Source organism: Pseudoalteromonas luteoviolacea, from assembly GCF_000814765.1.
GTDB classification, from domain to species: Bacteria; Pseudomonadota; Gammaproteobacteria; order Enterobacterales; family Alteromonadaceae; genus Pseudoalteromonas; species Pseudoalteromonas luteoviolacea_H.
The window spans coordinates 51795-72789 of record NZ_JWIC01000005.1; the positions used below are offsets into that span (position 1 = coordinate 51795).

The following is a 20995-nucleotide window of genomic DNA, read 5'->3' on the forward strand; positions in this document are numbered from 1 at the left end:
CACAACGTTATTGCCAGCGTTCAAATACGATGTGGTGTTGATATTTGAAAACTTAGAGGCTCTACCATATAAAATACCCCATGGTAGAGCCATCCAATAAACCTTATAGCTTGGTGACTGGCGTGTGTGCACCGAGCCCTGTGCCATAAACAATCGCGTTAAGTAACAAACGATTAGTAGCAAGCGTTGAACCTCTAAATACAGGTTGGCCCGAGAACAGAATAATTTGACCATCGCCTTTGCTTTCACGTGTTAAGTACGCTGAGTTCGCAATGCGTTTGCTCGCCTCAGGCCATAACAAGCCACTCATTCGTAAAGTCAGGTTTTGCTTTTCAGGTAAAGTTGCCCAACCGATCTTACGAGCAGCTTGGCCATCTTTGGTGCTTTTGACCTGTTTCTTCCACGCACTGTCATCCATCTCTTGGTAAGTACCAAACCTCACCGGAGACTGGACACTCCCTTTTGTCATCAAGACCGGATCGCTCGATGTCAAAACAGGTAATACCGCTGGTGCGCCAAAGGTCAGCCAATGTTTTTGATCTGTACGCGCTGCGACAATCGCGCCTGCAGTTCTAAACTGTGCAAGCCACTGATCTTGCTTTTTCAGCTGCTTTTCTGAGGGTAGTTTTGCGTTAGCATCCCACGGGTAATGTACTGTATCAGCAGCGGTATGTTGCCAGACACTGCTTATTTCAGGGTAGCTGTTCTGCTGCGCTAACCACTCTTTTTGTAAAGCAATATCATATTGCTCAATCTCTTTAAAAGCGTCTTGTATCTGTCTAACTTGGCTTATTTTCGCTTCAGGATTAGTCAATTGTGGCACTGAGCCATCAATGGCAATCAACGTGCCTCCTGCTTCAACCCAAGTGGAAATCTCTGCTAGGGCCTGTTTACTTAGGGTGCTTCTCCATGTCGACGGTAGGATCAAGGTGTTGTATCGCCTTAGGTCTGTTCGGTTAAATCGGCTGCTATCAATGTGTGAATGACGAATACCTAAGTGGCTGTCTATACTGTGCCAAATCGCGCCAAAGTCTAATGAACTGATGCCATTACCGCTCAATATTGCCACTCTAGGCTGCTCAAGTACTTTAAAATGTGAGCCACCAAAGTCAGGTAAATCGCCATCACCTCGTCCACCAGCAATCGCTTCGGCTGTTACCTGCATTTCTCGTGCTGTTTTCTCCACCACCGCATCTAAGTCACCAGCAAAAAACTCATTGTCATATTTAGAGACAATGATTGAACCACGACTTATGTTTACGCCATCCAATATCGTCTCTTTATCTATAATGCGCGTCGTCACACCACGTTCCATTAATCTTGCTGCAAAGCCGACCGATGCATCATCTTGACCATCTACCACATAAGCTAACGAATTGGCTTTTTTAACAATGGGTGGGCGATTTTGAGGTGCATCATACGGACGGATATCATCAGTGATATCCTCTTTGACCGTCAAAGCCTCTAAACCGTACATCATAGTAATATTCCAAGCGGTCGCGTCATACATTAAACTCGAACCATCTCGAAGCAATCGTTGACGCTCTTCAATTAGCACTTCGTCTGTGATCTGTGCGTCAAACTCTAACATGGCTGACACCAAACGCCCCTGAGCCTGCCTATTCCTAATTAAGAGTGTCCCTGCTGGCAGATCTGCTTTGACCATTTCACCAAGTTGGTTTTTAGCTTTACTGACTTTTATTGGGCGAGTGCTTTGATGTAGCTCAAAGCCTTGTAATTGCATCAAGTCAACAAATTTGGCCATTCTTTGATGGTTTTTAGTGGGGAGTATCGCAAAGGTTTGCTCAGCAAAAGGGCTTCCTTTTGAGATAAGCTGACGTTTATCTTTGACAAAGTCACGGTAAATATCTTTAGAGTGTTTTGCTAGCGTTTTAATGTTAGCGATACTGCTCACATATTGTTTATCTACCCCTTCTGCATAACTGGCAATACGTCCATTATATTGTCTTACGCCATCTTCTTTGATCCGCGCTTGTTCATATAAAATATGAATGGTCCCTCTAAACGCAGCGTAACTTGAGTACCCTGGATACAAGTTCTCTAGCCATTCTCCCATATAATAGGGCCAGTTTTCTTTGTCCAAAGCATCAGCCTGATCTTTTTCAAACACACGCCCCCACTTTCTAGCGTAAGAGGATAGGTTCTTGTTCACAGGCTCTCTCGCTAGACCAAATAGGTAGGAGTCCATCGACCCCATTTCATGCGCGTCTATCATCAACTGGGGATTCCATTCATTGATAGATTTAACAATTCCCCGCGTTTCTGGGTGTACACCCAAGGTGAAGTCACGGTTTAAATCAAAAAAGTAGTGATTACTTCGACCCGTAGCCCAGGCATCGGTATGCAAGGTGGATTGGGTATCCACATTAGGCGCAATCCCCCGGCGCTGTTGAAGCTGCTTAGTGAAGCGAGCGCGCCCATCAGGGTTCATTAACGGATCAATAATAATAACACTGTCTTTAAGCAGTGTTTCAATGTCTTGCTCTTGAGATGCGATTAACTGATAAATGGTCGCAAGTGCGGCGTCACTGCCTGATGCCTCATTGCCATGAATGGTATAGGCTAACCAAGACACAGCTGGAAGGCGGTTAATAATTTGCGCTTCTTCAGATTTGGACAAATTGATAGGATTGGCGAGTCGGCCTAAATCAGACTTAATTTGTTCAACATTTGCTAAGTTTTCTGGCGACGAGAGCACCACATAATGCAGTGGCCTACCCTCGTGAGAACGCGCATACTCCACGACTTGCACTCTATTGCTCTCTTGCTGCCACTGTGAGAGCGCCTCTGTAATTTGCGCAGGTGTCGCAGCCCTTTGTCCAACAGCAAAGCCAAGCATATCTTTGGGTGTCGTAATCGCCGGGTTAAGTTTCCCTTCTACCAAAGGTTTGTTGTAATTCAGTCCTTGTAATTCTGTCGGTGAAAGCTTTACTCCGGCGTTTGCGTGGGCGCTTATCGCCAAAACGCTGGCAATAGCAATGGACAATGCCTTTTTTGAATTGCGCAAATGCATTATTGATTTCCTTGTTATTTTAATTTAACGACTACTGATTATTTTTATAAAGTTCAGCACAAAAAAACTATCACTGAGCATTTTTTCGGTCAAACCTTGGTCGATAAAGTGAAGAAATATAAGACAAAATTCAAATTCAGATGGTAAGTGTTGAGTGAACTGGTATAGAGCTACCAGTTCGATTAACATAATTTCAATGTATGAACTCAGTCAATGCTGAACTCTTTCAATACATCCAAGTCGACATACTCCAAAACTTTTTCATGCGTTGCACTTAGCTTAACAGGTGGCGCAAAGCCTGCTATATGCGCTTCTTTCCATCTCAGCGCACACAAACACCAGCCATCGCCCGGCTTTAACCCTGGAAACTGATACTGAGGCATAGGTGTGCTTAAGTCATTGCCTCTCGCTTTGGTAAATGCCAAAAATTCTGCAGTGACAATTGCACACACCACATGTGTACCATGGTCCATGTCATTCGTATTGCAATAGCCATCACGCATAAATCCGGTTAACGGATCGATACAGCATACCTCTAGGTCTCCACCCAATACATTTTTCGCTTTCTCTAACGCCATTATCGCGACTCCATTTATTTTGATGGTCAATCATAAAAAATAAATGGTGGTACGAGGTGCAACTAAATAGGGATTACTTTTTTAGAAGATTAAAATCAGGCTTATACAATATCAATTGTACATTAAACCTATCATTCATAGTTAAAACAACAAAAGAGCTACAAAATAACCGCGTTCTTTCCTATGTTGTTAAAGCAAAACTCTACCCTAACTTAAAACCACCAACTGCCTCGCGCAGTTTTATAGCACTGGCCATCGTTTGATCCGCAATCTCTTCATTTTCGACAGCGGTATCAAAGTTATGACGTGTGCCTTCGGACATTTGCGTCAGGTTGCCGCTGATGTCTTCTGTCACCTTACTTTGCTGCTCTGTCGCCGTGGCAGTTTGCGCTGCGACATCCGAAACACGTGATGATGCTTGCGCAATTTTATCTAACGACTCCAGTGTCTGCGCAGAGCATTCCACCGTTGAACTCGTTGACTCATTGCCCTTTTCAATAGATGAGACTGCCTGCTCAACACCTTGTTGTAAATTAGAGATCATTTCTTGAATATTTTCGGTTGATTGCTGTGTTTTACTAGCAAGCGTGCGTACTTCATCAGCAACCACTGCAAAGCCTCGGCCCTGCTCCCCCGCCCTCGCAGCCTCAATGGCCGCATTTAACGCCAGTAGATTCGTTTGCTCAGCAATGCCTCGAATAACATCTAAAACAGACGCAATATTCGTTGAATCTTCGGCAACCTTAGTGATTGTATCTGACGCATGTGCAACCACCTCCGATAACTGCGTTATTTGGCTAACCGTTTGATTGGTAACATTCGTGCCTTCGTCTGTTAGCTCATTGACATGAGATAAATCTTGCGCAGTTAAACTGGCATTTTTAGCTACTTCTTTAATTGCATAAGACATTTCATTGACGGCAGTAACAATCACTTCAATTGCTTGTAGTTGATTAGAGCACGTATCGTGGATATCTTTAGAGCCCCGTTCAAGAGACTCCACCCCTTTAACAACCGACATAGACTCATCAACAATGGTGCGTATCAGCTCTGATAGACCTGCTACGAATCTATCAAACTCATTGGCCACATCGCCTAATTCATCATCGCGGTCTGAATTAATACGTTTCGTTAAATCCCCATCACCATGGCTCATCTCTTTTAACTGCTTTGCCAAATCATTGAGCGCATTAGCCATTTTTTTAGGTGCTACCACCCCAATGGCAATAATAATCGCAACCACTATGGCGCTGATCACCCAAATCACGGTCAAAGTGCTATTTACTTCACTGATGGACTCGCTGCTCACCTCACCACTGATTCTATCAGCGGCCTCCCCTGCCAAATTAAAATACTCCCGAAGGTCGTTAAAGCTTTGTGTTGCCACCCCCTCACTTTGGATTATGGCGGCACTTTTATCGCCTTGACGCATCAAATCAAACACTTTTTGAGAGTCACTGAGCCAAGTCCTGTACTGGTTATCAAACCCTTGCAGCGGAGAAAGTGCACTGGGGTAGTCTTGCATTAACTCACGGTATTTATTCATACGATCAAGCGCCTGCTGCGCGTTTTCTTGATAATCAGCGTATAAGCTGTTGTAGCTGCTACCTAGGTTGGTGCTATATAAAGTGTGCTGTTCCGCGGATAGCGCTTGGTATAAGTCTCTATCCGCATTGATAACCGCCGAGATTGCGGGGTTAAACTTGTTGCCAACTTCACTGAGACTGTGTTCTGTTTTAGATATGAGGTATAGATTGATAGACACAACCGCGATGAAAAACACAGAGATGGCAAAAAACAAAAACGAGTATTTGACTTGAAGGCTTTTAAAGTTCATCTAAATTCACTATTTGCTTGTTACTTATTACAAATATAGTTAGAAATAGCGAGTTTTCAGGAGAAATTGGTGTTGAATTTTGCTTTTTTCAAGCTAGTAACCGCAGGCCATATTTGAGACATTCACAAGCTATTAGCTATTAAACTCATACATCATAGGCATCGTCTTTATTGAGTCTTGATACAGCAAAAAACCCGCACCTGCGGTGCTTTTGTAATTAAATTCTAAATCGGTTCCTAAGACCTAAACCTATTAAAAAGATAAATATAAATGAGCAGAATGAGTGAAAATAGCCATACATAACGTAGCTCTCTGGTATATCGTTGCTAAATATCTTTTTAATATTGTTACTTCGGGCATCTTTAGAGATAGCCATGAAAGGTGTAACAGTAGCCACTGATATAACAATCGCAGTGGTTAGCTGAACATCTTTTTTTGAATCTGCATAACTTATGGTAACGTGAGAAAATACAAAAATGCTCATCATCAAAAACACAAATGGCCTAAATATACTTTGACCATAATTGCTGGTTAACGAGTAAAAAGAGTCCAGTATTGATTGCCATGGATTTAATGCTATCCACCTGCTAGCCCTTTGCTCATCAGCATGAAATGCTAAGGCTCTTATTTGATCTTTATTGGACTCAGCTATTTCTTTTAATCTGCAAAGTCGTTCGGAGTCTAAAGGGTCTATAGCCCTTTCTCCGATGGCACCAACTCCTTCAGCGGTTCTTTTAAGCTGAACTTTTAGTTCGCTAAGATCTAAATGGTGACTTGTTTTGGTTTGCCTCAAATCGGGGATACAAGTGTAATTACCAGATATTAAAAATAACTTATTAAATGCAGCCCCCCTAAAATCAAGTGAAACAACTTCTTCAGAGGAGTTTGGTTTAAACTTAAAAGTAGATTCAAATACAGCATTATTAAATTCGACATGATCACTAAATATCGCTTCGAGAAAGTCAGCATAACCACCAAAGTTTGCATTGTTAAAATCAGCCGTACTACAAAAAGCCGTATTACTGAAGTTTGCAGAGTTACTAAAGGTTACATCTCTAAATAGCGCCTCGCCCAAAAAGTTTGCTCCTAAAAAGTCTAAAAGCCCATTGAATTGGGTGCCACCAAAACTAATATCGAAAATAAAATTCGCTTTTGTAAAATCAACACCATTATTGAAGTTCACTGACACAAAGTCCGCTAAACCTGAGAATCCTGCCCGTTTAAAATTTGCATCGCCACTGAAGGTTGCTCCGGAAAAGACCGTATAACCGCTGAAAGTTACATTTTTAAAATCTGCACCGCCGCTAAAGATCACTTTTTTAAATCTGGTATGATCGCTGAAGGTTGAGTTGTCAAAATACGCGTCGTCGCTGAAAGTTGATTCTATAAAATCTACTTCGCCGCTGAAGCTTGATTCTTGAAAGAACGCATAGGTATTGAAGATTGAATTGCTAAAATTCACATCACCTTTGAACGTTGAGTTATTAAAACTCGCAATACCATTGAAAGTTGCTTTGGAAAAATCTGTATCGCCACCAAATATGAACCCCTCAAAGCAAAATTCCTCTACCTCATCAAATAAAGTCTCCTCCTGAGTATTAAAATAATCAGGAAAATGCTTTTTTAATTTTTGGTTATCAAAAATCACATGAGCAAAGCTAACTTCAGCTCCGGGGTTTTCTTCCATCCATTGATTCCAAGCGTCTTTTCCTTTAAGCCAAAGAAGAAGCGCATTTTCACCCCAAAGGGACACCGGCTCATCTAATTGCGCTTCTTGTGCTAGGAGTTTTCCTAAATCCAATTCCTTTTCCATATTTAATATCTCTTAGAGGTATATTGATTCTATGATACTGATTTAGAGGGGATATGAAATAAGAAAGTACAACCTCTGTATGGGCTATATTTATATCCTGTATCGATTCCGAAGGCCCAAACCTATTAAGAATATAAAAACAAATGAAATGCCAGCATGCGCATAGCTGTATAAACCATAGTCTTCTGGGGGCTTTTGACCATATAACTTCTTAATACCCGCCTCACGCTCTATTTTAGAAATAGAGATGAACGGTGTCACTGTTGCTATTGATATTGTCAGAGCGGTTTTGAGCTGACCTTCTTCTTTATGTATGTTTTCGGGTTGTTTTAAACTAAATGCTGCAAACAATATGATCGATAGCACTAGATAAAAGCATGGCCTTGCTAAGCTTTGTCCGTAATTACTTGTAAGCGAATAAAGCATATCTAACATTGATTGCCATGAATTTAATACACCCCACCTGCTAGCTCTTTGTTCGTCAGCATGAAATGCTAATGCCCTATTATGATTTTTGTTAGACTCAGCTATTTCTTTTAGTCTACAAAGCCGCTCTGAATCTTCGGCATCTATTGCTCTTTCTAGGCCACAATTCTTGATAAATATCCTATTTAACTTGACTGATAGATGGCTTAAATCTACGTGGTGGCTTGTTTTAGTTAGTCGTAAATCAGGGATACACTCAAAGTGTCCAGAAATAGAGAAAGACTTTTCAAATGAAGCGCCTTTAAAATCAATACTTTTTATTTTTTCAGAGTTTAGCGGTGAACAATAAAAGGTGTTACCAAAACTAGCATTTCCGAAGTCGACATTACTAAGGAACTGGCAGTTCTTTAGACTAAACTCTTTACAAAAACTCGCTCTATTGAATACTGCTCCGCCGAAAAATTTGGCGCGAGTAAAAGAAACGTTATTTTTGAATACAGCTCCGATAAATTGCGTTTCTTCAAGAAAAACTGAAGATCTAAAGTTTATCGTCTCCCAGACCTCTATCTCATAGAACTCACTTAATGAACCAAAGTTGGCATTAAAAAAATCAGCAAAGTTCTTAAATTTAACCCTACTAAAATCAACTTCGTTAATAAACTCTACACTAGAAAAATCAGTTCGATCATGAAACTCAGAATTACTAAAATGAACTAAATCTTTGAAGCAGGTATGAAAAAAACTTGAAACGCCACTAAATTTTGCATTTCTAAATAGCGCTTTAGAGTGAAACTCAGCACCATCGAAAGAAATGTAACCATTAAAGATATACCCAGAAAAATCCACGTAACTTTTAAGCTTTTGTGGCACTGGCCTTTTTCCTTTTAACCGTTCGGATAGTGCCAAATAACTAAACACAACTCCTTCAAAACTTACTTCAGCTTCTGGGTGTTTTTTCATCCAATCATTCCAAGCCTCCCTCCCTCTTAGCCATAGAAGTAGAGCTTTATCCCCTTCCAGCTTATTTAAGCTTTTTGTTTGTGATGTTGTGAGTTGTTCTGAACCCAATTCCTTTCCCATACCCATATCTCAATATGACAAGCTAAACTATATAATAATCTTTTGCGACAAGAGTTAACAGATTGAATTTGAATGGTGAAAAAACTGTGTGAACAAAAGGTGTGAATAGACTTGCGCAACTTATTCAGACAACAACGAGATGAAGGGAAACACCAGCTCCCCCTACCCAACTCAATTAGCTTGATAAAACTTCTTTGTCATGCCCTGACTTTTTGGTGTCACTAAGCGGTAGCCTAGTTTTTCGTAAAATACCGGCTCATCAGCGATCATGGATACATACGAGCCTTCAAGCGCTACCGATGTTAAGTATCTATCTATATATTCCATCACTTGTCGACCTAAGCCTTGGCCTTGGTATTTTGGGTCAACCGCAACATCTACAATTTCAAAATTACATGCACCATCGCCCACAACTCGTCCCATACCAATTAACTCGCCATCATGACGAACAGACACACCGTATAGCGTATTTGGTAAGCCAATTTGGGCTGCTTTTAAGGATTTTGCTGACAAGCCAGCTGTCACGCGCATATCGCAATATTCTTGGGGCGTAGGTACATGTTCTTCAATTGTATAATTCATAATCATTCCTCGGTAATACTAGAACGATTATACACATAACTGTATAAATAAACAGTACTGTGATTTATTAGCCCATACCCAGCACTGACGGTTAAAATATAGGTTTAGTCACGTTGCCAGTTCTGTAATGTGCCACATTTCTCCTGAAGGCCCCCAAAGGTAGATGATTTTACCCCAGTGTGCTTCTTTGATGGGTTCATACCTTATATCTGTATTTTGTACTTTTTGGATAGAATTAAGTGCCGCTTGAATATCTGGCAAAATGAGCTGAAACATAAGGTTAGCCTCTGTGCCTATATCGACAGTTTGATATAAAAAGAAGGTACATGTTCCATTACTTATTATGGTCATTTCGTCATTGGTATCATCACTTTCAAACCCTAGCGCCTCATAAAATGCTTTCGACACATTCAACTCTTTGACTGGAATAAATGGACGAATATCAAGTGAATTCATTATCGCTCCTCAAGCATTTAGTACTAACGCTATATTCATTCATTTGGTAACTGCCACATAGTTAAACGATAGATTTGCTCAATACATAATTTAAATGTTGTTCTTCATTTAATACAAAATAAGTCTCTCCGATCTCTTCAAAACCATGGCGGTTATAAAAAGCCCGAGCTCTGGTATTCTTATGATTTACCGTCAGCCACACCCGTTCACAACCCAAATTTTTGCACTCTTTGATGGCAACCTTGAGTAATTGAGAGCCCAATCCTTGTCCAGTAAATGGCTCCTGAATGTAGAGCCTATCAAGCTCCGGGGTTGTCGTTTTTGTAATAGGGCAAATACTGGAAAAGTCTAGCGAAATCAAGCCTATTAAATTACCATCACGCTCTGATACAATATATTTGTAATCATCGGCGCTCAGTTTTTTTGCGATATTTTGAGAAGTAAACTCGCGAAGAACATAGTCCGAAATGGCAGTATTAATCCCTTCAGTGGCGTAATTATGCAACCAAACTTGTGCAGACAATACTGCAATATTCGCGCTGTCATCAAAAGTTGCGACTCTACACATATTCCTTGATCCCCTATCAATGACACACCTAACGTTTAAGTGGTTTCCGAAGCAAGTCCGGCCATGATGTTGATTTCCTATTCATCACACACTTATTTCACCTATTCCAATGACTTACTGGCCCGTCATCGCTGAAAAATGACTCTGCTACGAGTCTAATTAGGTATTTCGTGCACCTCACCGACCCAGTGACCATCGCATTTTTGGGCGATAACCAACGCATCTTGCGACTCCCCAGCTTGTGCAAGCAAATCTCCTTTGAACCATATCGCACTTTTACCTGCCGCGGGTAGACCACCGCTTGGCTTGTTAAAATTCGCTATAGCAACCAACATTTGATATTCATCAGAATAACTAGCCCACATTTTCGCATCATTTGCATAACCATTAGGGGTTACCAAAACGCCAGCAACATATATGGATGCTCCAAGCTCTGAACAAGTCTTTGCATGCGCTGGATTAATCGTGTCTGCACATATGGCATTGGCAATCGATTCTTGCTCGAGTTGAACTAAGTGATATTGATCACCGCTGCTAAAATATACATCTTCACCTTCATGAAGGTATATCTTTTCGTAAGTTTCAATTTCACCCGTATTATGAATTATCAACAGGCCAATTTTCTCTAACCCAGTCGATTGAATAGGTGCGCCTATACCAACCGTTATATTGCATTTTATAGCAGCGTCAACAAACGGCGCTAAACGTACATCATCTGGTTTGAAAGCGAGCTCTTTCGCCAATTCCATTTCATAACCAGTTAAAGACAGCTCGGGAAAAATAAGGTAATTGACGTCATATAAACTGGCTTGATGAATATACCTGAGATGATTGACAATATTCGCGTTCACATCTCCTTTAACCGAGCTACTTTGCGCCACCGCTATTTTCATAATTACTACTCATTTTAAACTTTTTAATGTTCATAATCAGTAATACTGCATGTTGCTTTATAACTTATCAACAACAGATTACCTGTGAAGCACTTCAATCATACGTGTTATTATTTTTTAGACCAGTTATTACCAGAAGGTCTAACGGTGCTCTCATGAGTTAAATAATTCATTGCGATATTTAATCCTCTTTTTTTGTAATCAAGCGAGAACACAGAGATTAGGTCCATTTGTGTACTTCACCTAAAAATTGCTTGCTAGGTGAATTTGATCTCCTAACAAGCAATTCAATGTTAATTAAGGCTGTTTAAATAATCTTGGTGCCAATAGGACGGGATGCGATTAAGCATGTCATCACGAGAGAAGGACACCTCTTCAAATTCATTTTGCAGTTGTGTTGCCAGATCACCCACCAACAAACCATTTGCAAACATATTAAATGTCTCGCCTTCTATGGCATTTGATGCATCGTCTAGACGTGCTAATTTTAGGTTGTATACAGGCTTATCATAAGCAATTTTGTTGACTTTTATGACTATGTCCAGTCCAGATTCAGTCATTATCGACTGCCCTAAGTTAACTTTACTCGCCCATATAGACTGCCCAGCTCCAGTTACAACTGGATGTGATTCAGTCAGTAATAGTGTGGCACCTTTTTGTGTTGTGACTTCAATCATAGGCAATATCTCTGTTCCCACGGAAATATCTGAAATGGTTAATGGTATTTTATGCCCAGGAGAAAACTGGCTACTACCAAGCACGGTCTCTCCCACTTTTAACTTTTCAAGGGGTTTTTTATCCCCATTAAGCAGGGTGATTTCAGACTCTCCAGCTAAACAAGAATAAACAACTTGTAGTGGTAGTTGAGAAATATCACTATTTGACGACCCAGGGATATCAAAAGTCCCCGTAATCACTGATAAATCTCTGACGAGTTTACGCGGTCCTCTCATATACTCTGTTGCAACCGACAAATGGATAAACCAATTTGCATCTTGTTGACGAGAATAAAGGTATGAATCCCCAAAAACCCCTTTGTCAGCAGGAATATCCCACGAAACCTCAGTGTTATAGCGCCCATCCCAGCCTTGAACATATTTTAAAGAAAGGTGATCTGCAAACTCCTTATTTAAATCTGAAAACTCAGTATTACCAAATAAATGTGCTCCGCCCCCTTCTACTGTTTGTATGTAAACATTCGTTGCAGACGACATCACTGAGGGTTGATGTTTAACTGGGTTATAGTTCAACCATAAGTAATTTTCAGACACTTCAACAACGTCAAACGACGTCCAATCACGGCGATATATTTTTTTAACCTTTCCCAAGACGGTATAACTGCCTTTCATTGGTATTCGCAGTCTTAAATCTGCCACTGGTGTATCGTAAGGATGATCACTCACATAATCACAGTCCAAGTGATGACGATTTAAACAGACGTTAATTTTGCCATCAGGCATGCCGGCGCCTGAGCTCGACGTGCTATCAACTGGGTGTTGGATTGAGACTAGGTTAAATGACGCCTTATTCGAACCGCCTATCAATGCGGTAATACTTTCAAAAACATGCTCAGATTGTATTTGCTTATAGAAAGTTTTCCGCTCCCCCTGTTTGTCCAAAAACGTTGTTAGTACCGAAGAAGTCACAATCAGATCTGATTGTTTAATTTTTTCTTTAATGCCTTTCAAAGGCGCTTTTGCTGAAATAAGCTTTCGTTTTTGCTCTGCACCATCACCGAAATACTCTTCCACTTGATAATCAATGATTGTTTCTCCATGTGTATTGGCGACGTGAACGTCCAACAATATATACTCTGCTAACTCATTTTGAGAGTACATCGTTGTTGTCGTTAAAAATTGCTCTCCTGTTTTTTCATTCTCCTCAATAGTAAACCCGAGGTTAGTGAAGTGAAAGCAATCACGCACAACAGAAGCTTGGCACGAACTACTCGATAACATGCCTATTGGCAGCGCCTTTGAGCCGAGCTCAGACACACTGTTTGTGGTGAGTAATTTGTATAAAAACGGGCGCGTTTTGTGGTTCAGTCCTGCTCGCATATAACGAGATTTAAGAGCATCAACGGCTCTGCTCTCCAACTGCGTGAATGCGGGCGAAGAAGGTGCATGTTGGCTGCTTGGGTCGTTTGCATACATAGGTGATGCAATCAAACTCAAAGCGAAACATACTGTCCTTAGGGCAAATTTCATTGTTATTCCTTTATTGTTTATTTAATTTTTAAAGTAAAAATATTCACTCACCGAGCCTCACATCAAAGATTGGATAAATTCAATTTTTGAAATAATTATAAATATATTTATACAAAATAATGAAATTATCTATTTATTAGCAAGGAGAGTTAACAACATATTAAATAAAACACGAATGCAGCACAAAAGAAAAAAACTAAACTTGGCATTGCCAAATATGAAAATACAGTCGTTAACGTCATTGCTTAACTCACTACCATTCCTACAACCCATTCTAATTACAAAAGCAGAAATACACCGTATGATTAAATTTAAAATAAACCTTAGATAAAGCTGATTAGGGTTTAAAAACACCAAGTATAAATTTGTAAAAAGGAGGTTTTAGAGATGATAAAAACAATAAAATACACAACTTTATCGTATATATTTTTAATTTGCACATTGCCATTTCACGCACCAGCCATAGAGGTTTTAAGTAACAGTGAACTAAAACGGGCAGTTAAAACTAAAACACCCGATGCGATTGCGCTATTTAGGGAGCTACTCAGTCTACCCAATGACACACATAACCCAGAAGACATCAAACAGTTATCCAATTGGCTAATCAAAGCATTTAGCCAGAGAGGCTTTAAAGCGCAAACGCTTGATATGTCGGGCAGTCCACTCGTTTATGCAGAGCGTATTAATCCCAACGCCACCAAAACTATGCTGGTCTACCTTCAGGCAGATGGTCAACCTGTTGACCCCTCAGCTTGGCAACAACCTAACCCCTATCGAGCCGTATTAAAAACGCAAACAGATAATGGGTCTTGGGAGATTATTCCATGGTCGCAACTAAATAATCGAATAGATCCAAATTTACGCATATTTGCGCGTTCCGCTTCAGACTCAAAAGGCCCCATTGCACAGTTTCTTGTTGCATTGGATATATTGAATGAGCAAAAAATACTCCTAAACTATAACTTAAAAATCATCATGGACACCGAAGAAGAGATCGGCTCACCACACCTCCCAGCTGCCATTATTGCGCATAAGCAAAAACTACAAGCTGATTTATTGCTTATTTTTGACGGTCCACCTCACAATTCAAATCAACCGACAGTTGCACTAGGTGCAAGAGGGATAGCAACAATACAACTTACTACTTTCGGAGCTTATCAGCCCCAACATAGCGGCCATTATGGCAATTATGCACCTAACCCAGCGCTGCACCTTGCTCAAATTCTGGGGTCAATGAAATCACAAAATGGTAGAGTAATCATTCCTGGCTTCTATGATGGTGTAAACCTCAATGACAAATTAAAAACACGACTGGCGAAAGTGCCTGATGATGAGACAAAGCTCAAAGCACAGCTCGGCTTTTCAAGCCACGATAAAGTAGGAAATACGCTTCAAGAGTCTATCCAATATCCTTCACTGAACATTCGCGGTATGAACAGTGGATGGGTCGAACAACAAGCTAGAACAATTATACCCAGTAAGGCCATCGCAGAACTAGATATAAGACTGGTGCAAGAATCAAACCCAGACAGACTGATACAACTGGTAAAAAAACACATTGAAAGGCTTGGATATTTTGTAATTGACCGTCTCCCTACTCATGAAGAGCGTATGAAATATCCGTATATTGTCACCATGAAGTCACGCTCAATCTATGGCTCATTTCGAAGCGAACCACATTCACTGGCTGGAAGAGTTGCCATCGAAGGCATGACAAACTTCTATGGTCAAAAGCCGATTATATTGCGTTCTGGAGGCGGTTCAATCCCCATTGCACCAATAGTGAATACATTGAACATTCCTGCGGCCATAGTGCCTAGTGTAAATATGGACAATAACCAGCACAGTCCTAACGAAAACATTCGGATAGGAAATTTTCTAGAAGGAATCGCATCCATTACTTCTGTACTGAATCAACAACTATAACCTGAACAGCCAGCACTATGGCTGCCCCAAATTGCTAACTTGTCGGTTCAACATAACGTTGAACCCGCCTAATACCCGTCAATATTGTCACAGCAAGTACTGCGTATAAGATACCTTTACTCGTCCAAGTGGCTGTTGGTATTGGTTCAAACAACCTCAAATAATCATTGATAAATAGCGTACCTATAGTTACTGACAAAGCGGTCATGTTAAAACACCAGCTTCGACCACGCTTAACAGTAAGAATAGAAAGCGCTAGAACAAAAATCGACGAATAAAAAGCCAACACAGACATAGCACCAGGAACAAAACTTGGCACAAGTAAAAGCAGTGAAGTGATGACCAATAAACAAGCGTACACATGAGAAAAACAGCCCTTTACATTCATTTCAGTTCCTTCAAATCACCGGTTCCATCGTGTGAGCATAACTTTGCCTTCCCCTGAGCAAGCGAAAGTCAGATTTACTGCACCACCTGAATTATTTACTACAATCCATGTCTACACCACCTTGAAACTCATACCCTAAAAACTGATACGCACCATCTGTCAAAGTAAATGTATTCTCTAATAAATTAACCTTATCGTATTGGTACTCTGTGCCGACTGGGTCTTCTTTTTCTAATTGCACAATGCAGTGCATAATAGAGTTCTTCTCATTATTCCCCTCTTAAAATACTATAATTTTTTGAAAAAATGGCATGAAAAAACTCGAAAACTGTTTCTATTTGTAAATATTACAATTTATTTATTGTCTAATGCGATTTTTCCTGCAAGTCCAATTAACATGACTCCAGACACCCCTTCTAATATACGCGTATAGTGAGTTGTTTTTGCTTGGCTAAATGCCCAGCTGCCCGCAACGGCATAGGCTAAATTACACAACGTTGCCATGGTGCTAAAAGTAAGGCCATAAATAAGTAAAACCCAAGTAGGGTTTTCACTGTGTGGGTCGATAAATTGAGGTAAAAAAGAAAGAAAAAACAATGCCACCTTCGGATTTAAGACACTAACGACAATACCTTGAATGAAATATTGCCCTGTCGTTCTTGTGTTAACTGTAAACTGACATTTGATTTTTTTTGGTAGAACGATAACAAGCATTTAATGCCCAAGTAACACAGGTAGGCAGCACCTAAGAATTTAATGATGCTAAATAATACTGCCGAGCTCAAAATAATAGCCGACAACCCTAGACATGCTGCAATAGTATGAAATACATAACCTACACCTAATCCTGCGGCGGCTTTCAAACCCGCCTGTGTCTTTCCTTTCATCGTATTTGTTACGATATAAATTACATCTGGGCCAGGGACCAAGTTAATCGCTAAACAAGCAATCAAAAATATAAAGAAAGCACTTAATTCCATTTATTTTTCCTATGTGTGTTGTACAAAGCGAATTCAAAATTAAAAATTATATTAAAAATATACAATTCTAAAACATGATACTTTTTATAGCCGCACGCTCTTTAGCAATTTAAGCACGAAAAGTTCAATTTGATCATAAGCTTATAGGTTGATTTATGATCTTTTGCATGTTCATATAGGGTTACTTTATGAAATTAAGTACCGATTATGATGTTTCGTACACTCTTTTTATTTACGCTGGCATGCGCGTCCTCTCTTACATTAGCAGATCAAGTAATTACAAACAAAAGCCCACTACGACACAAACAAACAATTAAAAATGCAAATAACCCTCACTTTGAAATAGCCAACCCCAGATATGTGTTTAACACCGCAGCACAAGTGCTTTTGGTTGTGAGTGGTGATAGCAATGCACTGTCCATTTTTAAGCAAAATGAGCAGCAAAAATTTCAATATTCTCAAAGTTTTTCAAAGCAGCACAATCACCAACTGGCACTTGAAGGGGCTTCTGATATTTCTTATGTCATTGACAGCGATATTGCTATTGTTTCATCTTTTTATAGTGGTTCACTATCGACATTTAAACGCAACGATAACGGGCAATTTAAACATGTAGAAACGCTTAGTGATCACATAGATATGAAACAGGCATTTCGTGACTATAAAAAGGTCCGCGATAAAGACACTTTTAAGCTCATTGGTGCATGGGATACACTCATTTCACAAGACAATAAAACGCTCTATGTGGCCAGTTATCAAAGCAATGCCGTTAGTACATTTGAGGTCAAAAGTTCGGGGAAGCTCAATTTCTTAGGCCAGTTGCTGCCCAATCATAATTGGGGAAAACCCACCTCTATCGCTCAATCTAAAGACGCGAATTGGCTTTATATCAGCGGCTTCGAGCAGAGTAAAATATCTATTTTACATAGAGAAAAAGGCGCAAAGTACAGGTTAAGTCAATCTATTGCTCATGGTGAAAAACAAATCCAAACCATGCAAAACCCACAACAAATTGTCATTACCCCTGACAATCAATTTTTATTTGTTGCAGCATCCAAAAGTAATAGTCTTAATGTGTTTAAAAGAAATGCTTCAGAGTATTTTGAACTTATTCAAGTAATTGACCACAAGCAAACTGATGGTTTATCCGGTGCATGCTGTATTGCTTATGCTGATAAACATAACTTAGTCTTCGCAGCTGGTGAAGCTGATAAAGGTTTTTTAGTGTTTAGGCAATCACCTAGCAGTGGTGAACTGACTTTAATTGAACACATCAAACACAGTGGTCTAAGTAATATAAACGGTGTATCTTCGATTAGTTTATCTCAAGATGGTCAGCGTGTATTTGTGACTACAGGTAAAAATAATGAAATCTTTATTTTTGAGATTATCTGACCGCATTTCAATTCAAGCCTAGAGTACAAGAGCATGCTTGTGATCACACATGCTCTTTAAATAAATTGAGATTAAACCAAACTTTAATCACTCTGCCACCTCTTCATTTTTTATCCAACTGAGCCTTCCTAAGTTATATGGTATGTCAGGTAGTTCAGCGGCATCATAAATTTCATCAATTTGCTTATTTTCAAAGTCCCGCTGTATAGATGAAAGACGCATTGTAATCCACATTTCTACAGAATCAGATTTTTCGAATAAAGCTGGGTTATCTTCGATGGTTTGATTAATCGCTTGCCATACTTGAGATTGGACCTGAGGTGGATGATCATGCGCATGTTCAATAACATCTTCCATCCAAGTAACGCCTTGCTTTTCATAAGCATCAAACAGGTGAGTATACATCTCTGTACGTTCAGACTCAGTTTCCATCTTATCAGTAAATAGTACCTTACCGCCCTCTGAACTCTCATATGCACTGGTGTATTCATCCACATCTACAAGTCTGCTCACGTACGCAAATATATTGTTTTCACTGTCTTTATCGACTTCATCTAGTAGATTGAGAAAAGACGCTCGATCATTATTCTTTATATGAGTCGCCATATCTAAAATCCCACGGCTTTGTTCGAAACTGCTTTCTTTCAAATGCTGATTAATTGATTCAATGTCTCCTTGCGAGTACCGGTTTTTCGCTAATAAATCGACGTACTGGTGAGTAATCTTGCCAAAATGTAACTTTTGACTTGCGAGGGTTTTATAATTTGCCGCCTCAGAAAAAGTTCGAAAAGTCACATCTTCTTGATTCTTATGGTAAGACGACGATAAATAAAAGCCAAAGTCACTATCTTCATTTTCTTGTTCAGAGAGTGCCGTCAATGTACGTACGGTATCTTCTATGTCATCTTCAGACATGGAGTTGAGTACAGACACCAACTCCTGTGCTTTTTCCATATTTGCCCCAACTCCAAGAACACTTCCAACATTAAATGAATTTGCTAAAACATCGACGAATTGACTCAATGTTTCATCGTCCATTTTATCCATTAACGAGAGTAATTCTTTAGACGGTACATGAGAGCGAAGTATGTCTGCCTGTTCTTTTGTTAACCGATCTTCATGTGTGAGAAACGCATCAATGTCTTCTAATGTCGACAGTTCACCATAACGATACTCTGGCGGCTTAGCGATACCACCATTATCACTAGAGAAGTTAATCAAATGAACTCTATATTGCTTGGCTCGTGAATACGGGCTATATGTCTCAACTGGAGTCTCTATAGTAGAAGTCGGTAGCACTTTTGAACCTTGCTCAAGTTTTTCACTTTTTATAATCGAAGTATTAGACTCGGCAAACTTTGAATTTGACAAATTAAGGTTAAGAGCAGGTCTTATTTTCATCGTGATCTCCTTATACACACTCTGATTAGACCTATCGGCAGGCGCAATATCTTCTTTAGTGTTATATTTTTAAATCATGAGTGAATAAAGACATATTTAAAACCATAAAAGTACACGTTGCGAAAATACGACATACCATCCACAGAGAATAGTAACCCTACTATTTAGATAATCCTTTCTTAGTAGAGTCAAAAAATAGACCGTGGCGATTATAATAGAATATTTGATGTAGCCAAAACAGTGGAGTCATCGACACATAACCCGCGACATATCACGTTTATATAAAGATACCCCGTACTAACGCCAAAATAATAGTGAATCTTATGAATTTGACCTAGTGACGCAAAGCAGCTGACACACATTGACGCTGCACTATGCCTGTGTGCAATGTTCCACATTTTTTCAGATTTGAAAATAATAACTGATAAGGCTTAACAATGCCTCCATCTACCCTTACCAAACACTTTTCAACAGCGTAATGTGCATAAACATCTCGATCTGGAGTTTCAAAGTCATATACATCATCAATGATTTCATGCATATTCAGCGCAATAATCTCTTTCGGGCTCGTAAACTCTGACTGCTCTAATACTCGTTTAGGAGCAAGTCGGCTTATCATAACTTGTTTAGGTATGCCTTTGGCTTTTCGCTCAATGACCGACGTAACAACTTCGTGCAATGAGATACACGCAGACATGCCATTACTACCTTGAGATTGTGCAAAATTAGTCATAAGCAATAAACAAGCACATAAGCCTATTTTTTCTATTTTTTTCAACTTATTATCCTTAAGTATATTCTTGTGCGAGTCTAAAAAGATTGAAACTGTGTTTGTACCGTATTAAACCATAATTACTGCCTATACCAATCGACAAACCGGTTGAAGGCAGGATACACCATGCCTTTTTCATAAGAGCTCAATGTGAATGGTAAAAATGAAATATGAAAGTAAACCTCTTCACTCAAGTTAGATGCTTTTATGGTGTATCTATTCCATTCTTTATTTTCAGGTAAATATTTAATGTCTACCACCAGAATATCACCAACAACCTTTTGGAGTTTTTTTACGGCGTCATAGTCCACCAAAAAACGATCCGTTTTAATATTATGATTTTGCATTAACTTTATTAACTCTTCAGAGTTATAAACAGTAAACCCCATATCAAGTAAGGCTTGTCTATGAACCGTGCTGTAGCCCTCTTTTATATCTGCTCTCAAACGGTAACTTATCTCTTCACGCATAAAAACGATTTTGTATTTCTTGTCTGCTTTGATATTAGTGAGAAGATACTGTTGATCAATCTCTTTAGATGCAGGGAAATAACCATCTGATTTTACCTCCAAAGGCTGAGGGATATTTGCACACCCAATCAACGAGAGTAAGATAAGAGACAAGTAAATGTTTTTCATAATAAAGTCTTTTTCATAAGT

Annotated in this window: 19 protein-coding genes; 2 read left to right on the forward strand and 17 right to left on the reverse strand. The window is 39.6% G+C overall.

What is annotated here, in order from left to right; all coding sequences use genetic code 11:
• Nucleotides 1-103: 103 nt before the first annotated feature.
• The 10 genes from JF50_RS07815 to JF50_RS07860 all read right to left on the reverse strand — a co-directional run bounded on the left by JF50_RS07815 (nucleotide 104) and on the right by JF50_RS07860 (nucleotide 13474).
• Nucleotides 104-3034: a M14 family metallopeptidase gene (locus JF50_RS07815; RefSeq protein WP_039608916.1), complete on the reverse strand. Its 2931-nt coding sequence runs from the start codon at nucleotides 3032-3034 to the stop codon at nucleotides 104-106.
• Between the two features lie 206 nt (nucleotides 3035-3240).
• Nucleotides 3241-3612, reverse strand: a complete 372-nt coding sequence (locus JF50_RS07820; RefSeq protein ID WP_039608917.1) for a DUF2237 family protein — start codon at nucleotides 3610-3612, stop codon at nucleotides 3241-3243.
• A 202-nt stretch (nucleotides 3613-3814) separates the two neighbouring features.
• Nucleotides 3815-5449 carry a methyl-accepting chemotaxis protein gene (locus JF50_RS07825; protein ID WP_039608918.1) on the reverse strand — a complete coding sequence of 545 codons (1635 nt, stop codon included), beginning with the start codon at nucleotides 5447-5449 and terminating at the stop codon, nucleotides 3815-3817.
• A 217-nt stretch (nucleotides 5450-5666) separates the two neighbouring features.
• Nucleotides 5667-7262 carry a pentapeptide repeat-containing protein gene (locus JF50_RS07830; protein ID WP_039608919.1) on the reverse strand — a complete coding sequence of 532 codons (1596 nt, stop codon included), beginning with the start codon at nucleotides 7260-7262 and terminating at the stop codon, nucleotides 5667-5669.
• A 90-nt stretch (nucleotides 7263-7352) separates the two neighbouring features.
• The gene (locus tag JF50_RS07835; protein ID WP_160290456.1) at nucleotides 7353-8756 is read right to left on the reverse strand and encodes a pentapeptide repeat-containing protein; all 1404 of its coding nucleotides are present in this window, start codon (nucleotides 8754-8756) and stop codon (nucleotides 7353-7355) included.
• 183 nt (nucleotides 8757-8939) lie between these two features.
• The gene (locus tag JF50_RS07840) at nucleotides 8940-9350 is read right to left on the reverse strand and encodes a GNAT family N-acetyltransferase (protein ID WP_039608921.1); all 411 of its coding nucleotides are present in this window, start codon (nucleotides 9348-9350) and stop codon (nucleotides 8940-8942) included.
• Between the two features lie 108 nt (nucleotides 9351-9458).
• Complete coding sequence (locus tag JF50_RS07845; RefSeq protein ID WP_039608922.1) at nucleotides 9459-9806, reverse strand: lactoylglutathione lyase; 348 nt, start codon at nucleotides 9804-9806, stop codon at nucleotides 9459-9461.
• A 61-nt stretch (nucleotides 9807-9867) separates the two neighbouring features.
• Complete coding sequence (locus JF50_RS07850; protein ID WP_039608923.1) at nucleotides 9868-10374, reverse strand: GNAT family N-acetyltransferase; 507 nt, start codon at nucleotides 10372-10374, stop codon at nucleotides 9868-9870.
• 155 nt (nucleotides 10375-10529) lie between these two features.
• Nucleotides 10530-11267: a carbon-nitrogen hydrolase family protein gene (locus JF50_RS07855; RefSeq protein WP_039608924.1), complete on the reverse strand. Its 738-nt coding sequence runs from the start codon at nucleotides 11265-11267 to the stop codon at nucleotides 10530-10532.
• 293 nt (nucleotides 11268-11560) lie between these two features.
• Nucleotides 11561-13474: a Hint domain-containing protein gene (locus JF50_RS07860; RefSeq protein WP_039608925.1), complete on the reverse strand. Its 1914-nt coding sequence runs from the start codon at nucleotides 13472-13474 to the stop codon at nucleotides 11561-11563.
• Nucleotides 13475-13861: 387 nt separating this feature from the next.
• On the opposite strand from JF50_RS07860, the gene JF50_RS07865 reads away from it, so the two are divergent.
• Nucleotides 13862-15400 carry a M20/M25/M40 family metallo-hydrolase gene (locus JF50_RS07865; RefSeq protein ID WP_039608926.1) on the forward strand — a complete coding sequence of 513 codons (1539 nt, stop codon included), beginning with the start codon at nucleotides 13862-13864 and terminating at the stop codon, nucleotides 15398-15400.
• A 34-nt stretch (nucleotides 15401-15434) separates the two neighbouring features.
• Here the strand turns inward: JF50_RS07865 and JF50_RS07870 are convergent, their stop codons facing one another.
• The 4 genes from JF50_RS07870 to JF50_RS27770 all read right to left on the reverse strand — a co-directional run bounded on the left by JF50_RS07870 (nucleotide 15435) and on the right by JF50_RS27770 (nucleotide 16768).
• On the reverse strand, nucleotides 15435-15788 hold the full coding sequence (locus tag JF50_RS07870; RefSeq protein WP_039608927.1) for a hypothetical protein: 354 nt from the start codon (nucleotides 15786-15788) through the stop codon (nucleotides 15435-15437).
• A 91-nt stretch (nucleotides 15789-15879) separates the two neighbouring features.
• Nucleotides 15880-16041, reverse strand: a complete 162-nt coding sequence (locus tag JF50_RS27130; RefSeq protein WP_160290457.1) for a hypothetical protein — start codon at nucleotides 16039-16041, stop codon at nucleotides 15880-15882.
• A gap of 101 nt (nucleotides 16042-16142) precedes the next feature.
• Nucleotides 16143-16502: a LysE family translocator gene (locus tag JF50_RS07875; protein WP_268747812.1), complete on the reverse strand. Its 360-nt coding sequence runs from the start codon at nucleotides 16500-16502 to the stop codon at nucleotides 16143-16145.
• On the reverse strand, nucleotides 16400-16768 hold the full coding sequence (locus JF50_RS27770; protein WP_268747813.1) for a LysE family translocator: 369 nt from the start codon (nucleotides 16766-16768) through the stop codon (nucleotides 16400-16402). Before JF50_RS27770 ends, JF50_RS07875 begins: the two co-directional genes overlap by 103 nt.
• Before the next feature lie 207 nt (nucleotides 16769-16975).
• Here JF50_RS27770 and JF50_RS07880 point away from each other — a divergent pair, with 207 nt between their 5' ends.
• Nucleotides 16976-18163 carry a lactonase family protein gene (locus tag JF50_RS07880; RefSeq protein ID WP_039608928.1) on the forward strand — a complete coding sequence of 396 codons (1188 nt, stop codon included), beginning with the start codon at nucleotides 16976-16978 and terminating at the stop codon, nucleotides 18161-18163.
• Nucleotides 18164-18250: 87 nt separating this feature from the next.
• On the opposite strand, the gene JF50_RS07885 is transcribed toward JF50_RS07880, so the two are convergent.
• The 3 genes from JF50_RS07885 to JF50_RS07895 form a co-directional block, all read right to left on the reverse strand.
• Complete coding sequence (locus JF50_RS07885) at nucleotides 18251-19564, reverse strand: hypothetical protein (RefSeq protein ID WP_039608929.1); 1314 nt, start codon at nucleotides 19562-19564, stop codon at nucleotides 18251-18253.
• Between the two features lie 334 nt (nucleotides 19565-19898).
• Nucleotides 19899-20342, reverse strand: coding sequence for a hypothetical protein (locus tag JF50_RS07890; RefSeq protein ID WP_039608930.1), 444 nt, complete (start codon nucleotides 20340-20342; stop codon nucleotides 19899-19901).
• A gap of 74 nt (nucleotides 20343-20416) precedes the next feature.
• Nucleotides 20417-20974, reverse strand: a complete 558-nt coding sequence (locus JF50_RS07895) for a hypothetical protein (RefSeq protein WP_039608931.1) — start codon at nucleotides 20972-20974, stop codon at nucleotides 20417-20419.
• Nucleotides 20975-20995: the final 21 nt, after the last annotated feature.